The sequence below is a fragment of the Phaeodactylibacter xiamenensis genome, assembly GCF_000759025.1.
Classification (GTDB): Bacteria; Bacteroidota; Bacteroidia; order Chitinophagales; family Saprospiraceae; genus Phaeodactylibacter; species Phaeodactylibacter xiamenensis.
In genome coordinates this window covers 402632-416874 of the sequence record NZ_JPOS01000090.1, presented here as the reverse complement: position 1 = coordinate 416874, position 14243 = coordinate 402632, and the positions used below count along the sequence as shown (strand labels likewise).

The following is a 14243-nucleotide window of genomic DNA, read 5'->3' as shown; positions in this document are numbered from 1 at the left end:
GTCCCCAAGCTGACCACCAAAAACAAAGAAGACCTCACCCGCTGCGCCGAAGACATCCTGCTGGCCCGCGAGCGCCACTTCCCGGCCACGATCGCCGATCTGTACGACCCGGAAAAGATGCCCGAAGACCTCCGCCACGCCCACGAGCGCAACGACGAGGTGCTGGAGCGCATCTACATCGGGCGGCGCTTCAAAAACGATACGGAGCGCCTGGAAAAGCTTTTTGAACTGTACACCGAAATGACTGCAAAAAAAGATAGGCCATGACCCCACACCGTAATTTAGAAGAAAAGCTCTACGCTCAAATAGGGGAATTGCTTTCCCTTGCGAGAAGAAAAGTAGTCAGTCAGGTCAATCAGACGATGGTCGTCACCTATTACGAAATCGGGCGGATCATCGTGGAAAATGAGCAAGGTGGAAAAGAACGAGCAGAATATGGCAAAGGAATTCTAAAAGGGCTGTCCAGGCGCTTGTCTCAAGATTTTGGCAGAGGCTTCTCGACGGATAACCTGGAGAACATGAGACGGTTCTATTTGACATACTCAAAATCCGAGACACTGTCTCGGAAATCTGAACGTCCTGATTTTCGGTTAAGGAATGGCTTTTATTATTGAACCATTCCTAAGCTGGTCACACTATCTCAAACTTATGAGAATTGAAGACGAGGCTGGATACAGCGTCTCCTTTGGCAGTTATCATAAAAAAGTACAAGCATGACCCCTAAAAAAGACATCCCCTCGGTAGCCGTCCACTACAAAAGTACGGGCAGCTCCATCACCTCCAATGAGCTGGGCATGCGCGCCATGCAGGAGAAAGCCTACGAAAAGCGGGGCGAGCAATACCTGCTCCTCAAGTCACCCCCAGCATCGGGCAAGAGCCGGGCGCTGATGTTTATTGCGCTGGACAAGCTGAACAAGCAAGGAATTCAGCAGGCGATTATTGCCGTGCCGGAAAAGTCCATCGGTGCCAGCTTTGCCAATGAGCCGCTGACGAAGTTTGGCTTTTACTACGATTGGGAGGTAGAACCGAAGTGGAACCTCTGCAATGCCCCCGGGGAAGACGGCAGCAAGGTCAACTCCGTAAAGTCTTTCCTGGAGAGCGAAGACCGGGTGCTAGTCTGTACGCATGCCACCTTCCGTTTTGCCGTAGAGCGCTTCGGTATTGAGCCATTCGACAACCGCCTGATCGCCATTGATGAATTCCACCACGTCAGCGCCGATGAGAACAACGTGCTCGGCACACAGCTCAAGCAATTCATAGAGCGGGACAAGACCCACATCGTCGCCATGACCGGCTCCTACTTCCGGGGCGATGCCAATCCGGTGCTCATGCCGGAAGACGAGGCAAAATTCGACACCGTCACCTACACCTACTACGAGCAGCTCAACGGCTATCAGCACCTCAAGACGCTCAACCTGGGCTACTACTTCTACAGCGGAGCCTACGCCGATGAGATACTGTCCGTACTCAATCCCGAGGAAAAGACCATCATCCACATCCCCAACGTCAACTCCCGCGAGAGCATGGGCGACAAGATCAAGGAAGTGGAGCACATCATACACGAGCTGGGCGACTGGCAGGGCACGAATCCGGAGACCGGTTTCCATTTGGTGAAAACCGCCACCGGCAAGACCCTCCGCATAGCCGACCTGGTCGACGATGACCCGGCCAAGCGCAACCGCGTAGCCGCTGCCTTGCGCGCACCCGAGGCCAAGAAAAACCGCGACTATGTCGACATCATCATTGCCCTGGGCATGGCCAAGGAAGGCTTCGACTGGGTATGGTGCGAGCACGCATTGACGATCGGCTACCGTTCCAGCCTCACCGAGATTGTGCAGATCATCGGCCGGGCCACCCGGGACGCGGAAGGCAAAACCCAAGCCCGATTCACCAACCTGATCGCCGAGCCTGATGCCTCCGAGGAAGCTGTGACCGATGCGGTCAATGACACCCTGAAAGCCATATCTGCCAGCCTGCTGATGGAGCAGGTACTGGCCCCCCGTTTCAACTTCACGCCCAAGAAAGCCGACAGCGGCCCGGTCAAAGGCTACGACTACGGGGAAGAAGGTTATGACCCGAACAAGGAGAATATCGGCTTCAACGAAGAATCCGGTCAGTACCAGATAGAGATCAAAGGGCTGACCGAGCCGAAAAGTGATGCGGCCAAGCGCATCTGCAAGGAAGACCTGAACGAAGTGATTGCCGCAGTCGTACAGGATAAGGAAGCTATGGGCCGGGGTTTATTCGACGAAGAAGTCGTTCCACAGGAGCTAACTCAAATACGAATAGGCAAAATTATCAAAGACAAGTACCCTGAATTAGATGCTGAAGATGTGGAATCTGTACGTCAGCATGCTGTCGCTGCCCTTAACCTAACGCAAAAGGCCAAAGAGGTTTTAAACAGTGATAGGTCAGTAATCGAGAAAGGTAATACCGCATTAATAGACGGTATTCGAAAATTGGCCATGGACGTGCGCGAGCTGAATGTGGACTGGATCGACAGCATCAACCCCTTTAGCGAAGCCTACTCCATCCTCTCCAAAGCCATGACAGAGAGCAGCCTTAAGGCAATGGCTGAAGTTATTTCAGCCAAAAAGCACAACATTTCCCTGGACGAAGCCCGGGACCTGGCCAAGCGGGCCTTACAATTCAAACAGGAGCGCGGGCGATTGCCCGACCTCAAATCGTCAGACCCCTGGGAGCAGCGCATGGCACAGGGCATCGCAGTATTGGCAAGACTAAAAGCAGAGCAATCGAATGGCTAAGAAAGACAAGCTTACGAAAGAGGATGAAGACCTGCTGGCAGAACTCGGCGTAGAAGTTGAGGCGAAGGCCGTCAAAAAATACACCGCCCGGGAAGAGCGCATTATTGCCGGCTTCGAGGAAATCCAGAAGTTTGTGGAAGAACACGGGCGGCTGCCACAGCACGGTGAAGAGCGGGACATCTTCGAGCGCCTGTACGCGGTACGCCTCGACCGGATCCGCGCCCAAAAAGAATGCGTGGAACTGCTCAACGGCCTGGACACCCAAAACCTGCTCACCGCTGAGCCAGCCTCCGGCCATTCCATACCCGATGACATAGACGACGACACTCTGCTGCAAGAGCTGGGCGTAGAGGTGAAAGACGATTCCTCCATCACCCGGCTGAGGCACGTCCGGTCGAGCGCCGACAAACGAGCCGTGGAAGAAATGGCCAACCGTACGCGCTGCGAGGACTTTGACCAATTCAAGCCCCTCTTTGAGCGGGTACAGCAAGAGCTGGATAGTGGCATACGGGAAACCATTCAGTTCCGTAAAGACTCAGGCTTTACCAAGACCGATTTGAAGAAAGCCCAGTTTGTTATTGTGGGCGGTCAGATGGCGTACATCGCCGAGGTCGGGGAGTCCTTCAAAGCCCCAAACGGGGAAGAAGATGCAAGGCTGCGCGTTATCTACTCCAACGGCATGGAAAGCAACATCCTGCTGCGGTCGCTCATCCGCGCCATGTACAAAGACGAGACGAGCCGCTTTGTCACCGATCCTAAGCTGGGCGGGCTATTCTCGGATCAAAGCAGCGAAGATGATGTAGCCACCGGCACCATCTACGTCCTGCGTAGTCAGTCCGACCACCCCACGATACAGGAAAGCCGGGACGTCATCCACAAGATCGGCGTCACCATCAGCGATGTGAAACGCCGGATTGCCAATGCCAAAAATGAGCCCACCTTCCTGATGGCCGACGTAGAAGTCGTCGCCACCTATCAGCTCGCCAACATCAACCGATTCAAGCTGGAAAAGCTCATCCACCAATTCTTTGACCAGGCCAGGATTGACATTGAGATCAAAGACCGTTTTGGGAAGCCGGTGCGGGTGCGGGAGTGGTTTTTGGTACCCATTTTTGTGATTGATGAGATGGTAGAGAAGGTCATGGATGGGACGATTGGGGAGTATTATTATGATGTGGGGGCGGCGAAGTTGAGGCGGTAACAGGGGTGATGTTGAATAATTGCAGGACACTCCAACTTTACTAACTTGATTTCAGGAAAGAGGGGCTTTGTCTATGATGCGCTTATCCAAGCAGTCGCCCGTCACCTTTGAAGTGGCAAAAGAGCAAGCCCAATGGCCAAAGAAAAACACGAAAACAAACCAAAAGAAGCAAATAGGCTCTTCGAATTTGCCCGGCAAAGCGAACTCATAATTGATGATATCAATCAAGAAGCCTTTATTTTATCGATACAGCGTGTTTTATAGAGCCCGGGCAATTTTGGGGGTAAGATAACAATGGGGAGAGGTTAAAAGGGATTTTCTTAACTGTATGCATGAGGTTTAGTCCTACAATACCAGTTGAGTATAGAATCTGACTAAAGGGGAATTGTAACTATTTAGGTCAATTTGCAAAATAGCGAGAAAATAGCGAACTAGCACAGGTGAACAAGGACGAGATCATAGCGCAACAAGCTGAGCAAATAGCGAAGCTGGAATCACTGCTGGAAGCAGCGCTGGCTCGTATTGCAGAGCTGGAAGCTCAGCTGAAAGCCAACAGCCGGACTTCGTCGCGGCCTCCGAGCAGCGATGGGCTGAAGAAGGCCCCTGCTTTCCCGCGCAAGAAAGGCGGCAAGAAGGGAGGCCAGTCTGGGCATAAGGGGAAGACGCTTGAGATGGTCGCCCCGTCTGCAGCAGACCGCCATATTGTCCACCCGGTAGCTGAGCAAACATGCAGCTGCGGGCAGAGCCTGGAAAGCACTGTGCCAAGCATAAGCTTAGAGCGCCGCCAGGTTTTTGACCTCCCCCCGAAGCTTTTGCAAATAGAAGAGCACCGCCTGGAGGTCAAACATTGCCCTTGCTGTGGCGAGCAGCATACAGGCAGCTTCCCGTCCGGCGTGCCAGCCCCCGTACAATACGGCGACAGGGTACATGCCTTAGTCAGCCTGCTGAATGTGGAGCAAAGCATGCCCGTAGGGCGCATAGGGGAGCTCTTTGCCAGCCTGACAGGGTATGAGCTTAATGAGAATACAGTATCCACTTCCGTACAGCGCATGTACGGGAAGCTGGCCGATGATGAGGCGGTTATCAAAGAGCAGGCATTGTCCAGCCCCGTAGCGCATGCTGACGAAAGCGGTGCCCGGGTGGCAGGCAAACTGCACTGGGCACATAATTTTGTCTGTGGCCTGTTTACTTATCTGTTTGTGCATGAGAAAAGAGGCGCACAGGCGCTGCACAGCGACGAAAGCATAGCTCAAAACTATACAGGCACACTGGTGCACGACTGCTGGGCAAGCTATTTTGGCTTGGAAAACGCCCGCCATGCGCTTTGTGGGGCGCACTTGCTGCGCGAGCTTAGAGGCCTAGCTGAAAACCATGAGCGCCAGTGGGCTGACAAGATGCACAGTTTGTTAATGTACGCTTACGAATTTAGCAGTGGCGGGAGCTCAGTGCTGCCGGCTAAAAAATATAAAACGGTCCTGTCCCGCTACCGGCAAATCTTAAAAGAAGCCAGCCGTGAAGAGCCGCCGCCCGAACTCCGCCCAAAAGGCCGGGCGAAGAAAACAAAAGGGAGGAACCTGCTCGAAAGGCTGGAACGATACGAAGAAGAAGTACTGAGGTTCACGCGGGAGCACGAAGTGCCCTTCACTAATAACCTGGCCGAACGTGATATCCGCCCGTTAAAAACGAAGCTAAAAGTCAGTGGCTGCTTCCGTACCCTACAGGGTGCGCGGCACTATGCAAGGATCAAAAGCTTTTGCAGCACGGCAAAAAAGCACGGCTTGTCTGCCTATGAAGAGTTGCTCAACGCTTGGCGGGGCGAGTCGTTCCTTCGCAGCTACGCTGCCGCAGGAACCCACACCTAAATAGTTACAAAAAAACATAAGAAGCTTAAGATCCTTTTCGAACGTTATGATTACTGTGTCAGTTTAAATAAACCATACCAAGGATTTTATTCAACAGTAGAAGAAATCGAATCAAATTACCCCAGTGATTTTAGCAAAATTGATGGTTTAGTAAAAAAGGAAAAGGCAAAACAAGATGAAAAGGAGCGATTGTTAAATCAGTGCAAACATAGACTTCAGGCTTACTATCTAAAAAAAGCTTATAAAAAGTGTGCTCGAGATAAAAAAATATTGGCCTATTCGCATAGACGAGTTGGCTGGTCTGCTCCAAAATATCCACTTAACGATGATTTTTCAATACAGCTGAAAACAAATTTCGGCTATGGTTCAGCGAGCTATTTTTACACTAAGATTAGCCCGGATTATTCACGGCATGGAGTTAAAATTTAATTTCAACTCCATGCCGTGAATAATCCGGGCTAAGGAACGTTAAAAAAATAGATTCGACATTTTGAGTCGGTTATTTTTGTGCTGGGCAAGGCGGGAAGAAAGAAGATAGCCAAAGCTACCTGACTAATGAGCAACGCAGACCAGCGCAAAAAGAAGCAGTCATAAATGGTGAGGTTATTATTTAAACATTCCTAATATTCTGATTTCCAATATTTTAATCCTGTTGGGACGATAATGCTACTCTTTGGGATTATTGTGCAATTCCAAGACATTGTAAATAGTCTAAATTTATCCTCCATAACCTCAAATACTTTCTTTAAAATACTTAAAACTATTCATTGCCGTACACTTTTATTTTACGGGAAGTTCTTTGAAAATTGGAAAGAAAGATTCATAGCATGCCTAGCATAAAATCGGACAGCCCTCAGTCCAATCTGAAACACGGACAAGCTGTCGATTCGGTCTTTACGGCAGAATTTGCCCAACTGAGCTGAGGTTCGGGCATCAAACTCGAACAAGATACAGATGATGAAAGCCAGGCTAGCCACGATCAAGAGATTGAACAAGGTTTGAGGCTCTTCAATCCTGGTTTTATGAATGTGGAATCCGCGAGATTTGATATCGCCGAAAAAGGTTTCAATGTGATACCTCTTTCGGTAATATGTTTCGGCTTGCGGGCCATATTCCAAGCTGGTCAACAGATACAAAGGTCGGTCATATCGGGTCCGGTCATGCCAGAACAAGACATTGACTGGCCCAAACCCTTGCTTAGTCACATACATTTGGGGCAGGAACAAGCTTTTTTGACCGATACTTGCGGCCAAATGGCCAAAAGCCGAAGCATTCTCCATGTTCGGATGATCGGCTACCAAAGTATCCTTCGCCGTTTTTAGCACGTACTCCCAACCGTGAGCCAAACAAGACTGTTGCAACTCGCAGCCGTCGAATTCGGCATCTCCCAGCAGGAAAATCCGGCAATCCTGTTCCAGGATACTGTCCATAAGCATCGCCACTTGACCGATAATGGCCACGTGCATGTGTTCCGGGAAATGGCCTTTGGGAGCTTTACGAACTACCCAACAAATGGGAATGGCTCGCCTGCGCCAGATTACACTGACCATCAGCGCCATGCAGTCTTTGCCCACACAGGAGCCATCGATGGCCAGAACTAACTCTCCAGCCTTGCTCAGAGAGTGGAGAATCGGAAGAAGGTAGGGTATAAAGTGTACCGTGACATCGGTCCACTTATTTTGCAACCAACGCTTGGCCTTCTTGACCCGGCTTTCCAGGTCGGTAGGGTCTTCCATATGGCGGCCCAACTCTGATAAAGATGCCCGGACACCTTTGATTAAGGCACCTAATAAACCAGATAAGACAGTTAATCGACGCAAGGCGTTGCCTTGTGGAACCTCAGATTGATGCTTTATCAACCATTTTTTAGATCTTTGCAGAACGACATTTTGCAAGGGTTTTCTGTAAAGATTTTAAAATCTCAGAAAACCCTTATTTTTTCTGTCTCTCTTTCCAAACTTTCAATGAACTTTTTGCCGAGCTAAAAGTGTACGGCAATGAATTATTTTTAACATGGGGCGGATGGTTTGAGTTTTTAGTTGTGGAAAACCAAAAATACAAACTTCCGGCCCATCTTCTAGTTTGGTCTATTCATGCAACAAAGCCTTTCCAATTTATTAAATATGAAAAGCATCTGGAACACCTTATTATTGCTAATCTGTTTTATCAATATTGGCAATAAGTCGACAGAAATTGAGCAAGATTACGAATTGATTAACAATGAAATTGCAGGATATACAGCAGGACAGTTCAATGTTTCGGATGCAGGTTCGGCAGTTTACTCAATCCCCATTACAGTACCGCCGGGAACAGCGGGTATGCAGCCCACCCTATCTCTTTCCTACAGCAGCCAAGGAGGAAATGGTTTGTTGGGAAAAGGCTGGCACCTTCAAGGTATGTCTGTTATCAGCAGGAGCAGACGTACCTTGGCTCAAGACAACCAGATCACTGGTGTCAATATTGACGAAACGGATACCTACAGTCTCGATGGAGAGCGGTTGGTATTAGTGGAAGGAAATTACGGAGCCGACAATTCTGAATACCGGACTGAGCAAAATATTCATCAAAAAATAAAGGCATATGGCAATGTAAACGGATCTCCGGAAAGATTCAAGGTGTGGACTAAGGCAGGATTGGTGATAGAGTATGGTTTTACTACGGATTCAAAAATTGAAGCTCAGGGCTCACAGAATATTTTGTTTTGGTATGTCAGTAGAATTTTTGACACCATGGGCAACTATATTTCCTTTTCTTATCAGGAAGAAAACGCCACTGGTGACTATCGGCCCCATAGGATAGATTATACCCTTAATGAAAATGGCAATCTGTCTGCTACATCTTCGATTCAATTTATTTATGAGGATCGGGAGGACAAAAACATCAAGTTTGCTAGTGGTGTCCAGATGCAAGCTAAAAAAAGGCTGAACAGGATAGAATGTAAACATGACGATGAAGTGGTGAGGGCGTACCATTTTGAGTACGACTATTCTACTAATACAAATATTTCACTGCTGACAAAAATTACGGAGTGTGGTACTGACGGCATTTGTTTTTCACCCACCACGTTTGAGTGGATGAAAGAAAATAATCTTGGGTTTTCAAATTCTACTTCAGACGCTCTCTTGCCAGCCTCATTGGATAATGACAATTTGACTCTTCTGACAGGTGATTGGGACGGAGATGGCATCTCGGATTTTTTGACTTTTGACCCAATCAGTGGGAACAATGCCTTTTTCAATAACAACAAAAGTTTCAATTTTTCCCTTCCCAGCAATGCTATCCTTCCTGCAAACAATATCAAAGGTAAAATTCCCAGGGTAGCTGATTTCAATGCAGATGGATTCAGTGACCTACTGTTTTATGATCCTAATGCAGGGGATAATATATGGTATTTTAATGATGGGCAATCATTTTCTCAGTTGTCTTTTTCAGATGAAAGTCAACTTATCCCTAAAGCGGAATTTCAGGTTGTAAATGGCACACAGATTATACAACCCTATTTTGGTGATTATAATGGTGATGGGCTTACAGATGTCATGCTTTACCTGTTCTCAAATGGAAGGAATCATTTCTTCTTTAACCAAAAACAAGGGACAGCCACCACTTTCACTTCGGTCAACAATGGTCAAAATGTGATCAGTGGCAGTCAACTTATAGGAGGCACAGATGTACAATTGATTTCCGGTGATTGGAATGCAGATGGATTGATGGATTTGTTGAGATACCAAAGAGGCAATGGATCGAACAGATGGTTCATCAATACCGGTAATGGAGTGGGGGCTTCGTTCACGTCATATACCGATCAAGTCAACAGTGCAATTGCAGGGGATGCCAATGTGCAAATCCAGTTTGGAGATTGGAATGCGGATGGGTTGACCGACCTCATGTGGTTTAACAAGAATGGAGGTGCAACAAAGTGGTTTTTTAATAGTGGTAAGTTTGCTGGAAGCCAACAGGCCTTTACCCAGGTCAGTCATACACTTAATAACAACCTGATTTCGGGAACCGGAAACAGCAAAGTACTCTATCTTTTTGATTTCAATGGTGATGGTGCAGATGATATTTTATGGTACAACAAAGACAATGGCTACAACCATTGGTTTCAAAATGATGGTCAATGCAATTTTAATGAGCCACTCAACCCTGCACAACCAAGTCAACAGGGTTTTCTTAACCCCATTGATCCTAATCAAATCAAGGAAGGGACAAATATTTCCATTGGTGGTTTCAGTTGTCAAGGTTTGGTTGATATCATGTGGTATGACAAGTCAAATGGAGCCAACAGATGGTTTCAAAGCAATATAGAAATTGCCAATTACATTGAAAAGATCACGAACGGCCATGGACTTGAAATTGAATTGACCTATAAGTCTCTATTAGATGGAAGCATTTATACCAAAGAAAATACTGCAATCTACCCGGAATATGACTTTCAGTCTAACCTGTTCGTTATATCATCTTTTTCAACTGATAATGGTATAGGTGGTAAAAGCCATGTTTCCTACTGTTATAAAGGAGCCAAAACTAACCTGCAAGGTAGAGGGTTCAGAGGGTTTAGTGAAGTTAGGACAATTGATTTAGGTACAGGAATAACCAATATTAAATTTTTTGACCGGGATTTTAAATATTTGAGCAGCCCCCTCACAAGAACGGAAACACGACTTCCAAACGGCAATATATTGAACGAAACGGACTATACGAATGAACTAACGGAGTATTATGGGCAAGATGGATCAGTCAAAGCACATTTTTCATATACGTCCAAGACTGTCACGAGGAATTACGAATTAGACGGAACCCTTATCACCACGGTGACCAACAGAATGAGTTACGATGACTATGGAAATGTCCGTTACGCAGTGGTCGATCATGGAGATGGACATATTGACTCAACTTGGAACGAATACACAGACGTTATCGGAAACTGGATTCTCGGAAGGTTGTCAAGATCTGAGGTATTTAGGAAGGCACCTCAAAAACCAATAACCAAAAGGGTGGCTGCGTTTGAATACCACCCAACAACTGGTTTATTGATTAATGAAATTACGGAACCCGACCTGCCGATAGAGCAAAGAATATCCAAACACTATACTTACGATGAATTTGGGAATATTACTCAAAGTACCCTCACTTATTTTAATGGGACTCAACTTACTAGTAGAAACACCTACACTACTTTTGATCAGCATGGCCGGTTTACTTTATCTGTCAGCAATGAACTTGGGCACACATCTACCTCTGCTTACGACCAAAAATTTGGCAACCTAACAGCCTCAACGGATGCAAATGGCCATACAATCAGTTATGAATACGATGAATTTGGCAGGGTCAGCAGAGTAGAATATCCCGATGGGAACTGGACAACGACCCAATATCTAAAGTGTGAAGGTAATTGTCCTGTCAATGCTGTATTTTATACTGTATCTGAAACGGCCACCAGCCCACCTGCCTATACCTACATTGATATATTGGGTCGGGAAATACAAAAATCCTTCATTGGATTTAATGGACAAACAACCATCGTTAAATCTACCTATAATGAGCGGGGCCTTATAACAGGTGTTTCTGATCCTTACTTCGAAGGGTCAACTCCCGTTTGGACTACCAGTAATTATGATGAAATAGGCAGGACTGTGCAAACCGTCAGCCCCGGCAATCTAACCACTACTATCGAATATTTGGGCCTGGCCACTATCTCGACCAACTCTTTGGGACAAACCAAGACTTTGACTCAAAACCCGATTGGGCGGCTTGCCTCAAGTACGGACAATCAAGGTAACACCATTACCTACGAATACGACTCTCAAGGCAATATGGTCAAGATAACTGATCCACTGGGCAATGAGACGACAATGACCTATGATTTATATGGAAATAAAACGTCAATGACAGACCCTGATTTAGGGACTTACCAATATCATTATAATACAATTGGTGAATTGTTGAGCCAAACCAATCAAAAAGGGGAAGTCGTTTTATTCAATTACGATATTTTGGGCCGTCTGATTGAGAGGGCCGAACCGGAGGGAGTGACCAGCTGGAACTATGATAGCCAGCCAAATGGACTGGGGATGCTGGCTTCAACTACCAGCCCTGGTTATTACTACGAACTGATTTACGATGATTTGAGCAGAGTTCGTCATCAAGATAGAACAATCAATGGTAAAATCCATCGCATCAGCAACTACTTTGATGAATTCGGCCGTTTGCTTAGCACTCATTACCCTAATAGCTTTTCTATCAGAAACATTTACAATGATTACGGCTATCACTCCGAAGTCAGAGATAACATTACCAATACTCTATACTGGAAAGCAGATCAGGTAAATGCAAGAGGACAGCTCACAAAAAGCACACTCGGAAATGGTGTTATCTCTGAATTTTCCTTTAATAATAACACCTCCTGGTTAGAGAAAATAAAAAGCTTTGGAACACAGGGCCAGGTTCAGGATCTCTCGTATGCCTATAATAATCTGGGAAACCTTACCCAAAGGCAGGACAACCTGTTGAACCTTATTGAAAGTTTTGAATATGATGACTTGAATAGGCTTGTTTCTTCCTCCATCCCTGGTGTTGCCAATACCAATTTGACTTACGATGTCCTGGGAAACATCACTTACAAATCAGATGTCGGACAATATTTTTATGGAGAAAACGGCGCAGGGCCTCACCAACTGACTACCATCATCGGAGACACTACCCTCTGTCTTCCAAGTAATACATCCAACTACTCTTTTACCAGCTTCGACAAGGTCAATACCATTTTTAATGAAAAAGGGGATTGGTTGGAGATTGACTACGGTGCTTCCCGGGAGCGCATTATCCAACGGACATTTCAGGATTCTATCTTATCCGCTACCAAAATATATGTTGGGGGGCTATTTGAACAGCTCATTACTGATTCCCTCACCCTGGATTTGTGTTATATCAGTGCCAATGGCGAGGTAGTGGCTGTACGTAACTCTAACCATGAGGGAGAAACTTCCACTCACTACTGGCACAAAGATCATCTCGGATCGCTGCAAAGCATTACTGGTGATTCTGGTCAAGTGATAGCCTTATTAAGTTATGATGCGTGGGGCAAGCGCCGAAGCCCCGACGGTACTGATATTGATAACAACCTTGAATTCGACTACGACCGTGGATATACCGGCCATGAACATTTAGATAACTTTGGGCTCATCAATATGAACGGACGGGTCTACGATCCTGTTATTGGCCGTTTTATCAGTCCCGATCCTTTCATACAAGATCATACCGATTTACAAAACCTGAATAGGTACTCCTATGTGATGAACAATCCGTTGGCGTATACCGACCCTTCAGGATTTTTTTTCAAAAAAGTCTGGCGTTCCCTTAAAAGATCCTTCAACCGGATAAGCAGGAATGGAAAAAAAGCGGTCAGAAGTTTAAGTAAAGGTGAGATAGGTGATGCCTTAAATAGTTTAGGTCAGGCAGGGATCGATTTATCACTCGCCAATTTGAAGGCATCCAATGTTGCGGGTCAAACCGTCTTTGGGAAAGAAACATGGAACCAGATTGTCGTTACTGCGGCTTCGATCGGGGTAAGCATAGTAACGGCACCGGCTGGTCCCGTTGTATCCGGTGCAGCCTCTGGGTTTACCAGTTCCTCTCTCTCTGTTATGTTGGCTGGAGGAAGTACCAACGATGCATTTCATGCTGGATTGAGGGGTGCAGCTATCGGAGCTGTTACCGCTGCACTGACACATAGTATTGGGGAAGCTTGGGACCATAAAACTACCTGGGGTAATGTTGCACAAAAATCTATTGCCCACGGGGTGGTGCAAGGTGCTGCCACGGAGGCACAAGGGGGTAAATTTGAACACGGTTTTCTGTCTGGTAGCTTTTCTTCTGCGTCGCAGATAGGGATAACCTATATAGACGACCCAATCGTCAGAGTAGCATCGTCCGCAGTGGTCGGAGGTACTTCTGCCGAACTGGGGGGGGGTAAGTTTTCCAACGGAGCCATTTCTGGGGCATTTGTCAGTTTGTATAATGAAGAAGGAAATCTATGGGAAAAATGGACGGGCGGAGAAGATGTTGTTAACGTTAGTTTCTCTTATACAACAGAAAATTTTCAATCCAATTACGGAATTTCAGGAAGCATTAGTGTCTCGGACAATGGAAGTTTTGAGGCTTCGGTTGGCAATCCCTACTTCAAACTCTGTACAAGTGGAAAAATCTCTGGATCTCTTCCGGTTGGCCCTGGAAAAGTTGGAGCACATATGAATATTAAGGCTGGAACGGTCGGTGTGCATGGAGACGTTGGTCCTGCCTCCGTCAGTATTGATGTGAAACCACGCGTGATCATTAAAGGTATGGAAGGTTTTTATAATGATCTCGAACGAAATATTGAGTATAAGATCATGAACGGTTACTCATTTTAAAAATAAG

General features: G+C 46.7%; 8 protein-coding genes. 7 read left to right on the top strand and 1 reads right to left on the bottom strand.

Features of this window, described 5'->3' with window-relative positions:
* From IX84_RS27670 to tnpC, 6 genes are all read left to right on the top strand, one after another.
* Positions 1-267, top strand: a 267-nt coding sequence (locus IX84_RS27670; protein WP_044228873.1) for a type IIL restriction-modification enzyme MmeI, incomplete at its 5' end; no start/stop codon positions are given.
* Positions 264-614 carry a DUF1016 N-terminal domain-containing protein gene (locus IX84_RS27665; protein ID WP_044228870.1) on the top strand — a complete coding sequence of 117 codons (351 nt, stop codon included), beginning with the start codon at positions 264-266 and terminating at the stop codon, positions 612-614. The genes IX84_RS27670 and IX84_RS27665, both read left to right, overlap by 4 nt.
* A gap of 99 nt (positions 615-713) precedes the next feature.
* Positions 714-2765, top strand: a complete 2052-nt coding sequence (locus IX84_RS27660) for a DEAD/DEAH box helicase (RefSeq protein ID WP_044228867.1) — start codon at positions 714-716, stop codon at positions 2763-2765.
* A complete protein-coding gene (locus IX84_RS27655) occupies positions 2758-3966 on the top strand; it encodes a GIY-YIG nuclease family protein (protein ID WP_044228864.1) in 1209 nt (402 codons plus the stop codon). Before IX84_RS27660 ends, IX84_RS27655 begins: the two co-directional genes overlap by 8 nt.
* Positions 3967-4098: 132 nt before the next feature.
* Positions 4099-4230 carry a hypothetical protein gene (locus tag IX84_RS34395; RefSeq protein WP_262501675.1) on the top strand — a complete coding sequence of 44 codons (132 nt, stop codon included), beginning with the start codon at positions 4099-4101 and terminating at the stop codon, positions 4228-4230.
* Between the two features lie 176 nt (positions 4231-4406).
* Positions 4407-5828, top strand: coding sequence for an IS66 family transposase (tnpC, locus tag IX84_RS27650; protein ID WP_052516459.1), 1422 nt, complete (start codon positions 4407-4409; stop codon positions 5826-5828).
* A gap of 785 nt (positions 5829-6613) precedes the next feature.
* Here tnpC and IX84_RS27645 read toward each other — a convergent pair.
* Positions 6614-7687, bottom strand: a complete 1074-nt coding sequence (locus tag IX84_RS27645) for a transposase (protein ID WP_152605274.1) — start codon at positions 7685-7687, stop codon at positions 6614-6616.
* Between the two features lie 264 nt (positions 7688-7951).
* On the opposite strand from IX84_RS27645, the gene IX84_RS27640 reads away from it, so the two are divergent.
* On the top strand, positions 7952-14236 hold the full coding sequence (locus IX84_RS27640; protein WP_160213964.1) for an FG-GAP-like repeat-containing protein: 6285 nt from the start codon (positions 7952-7954) through the stop codon (positions 14234-14236).
* Positions 14237-14243: the final 7 nt, after the last annotated feature.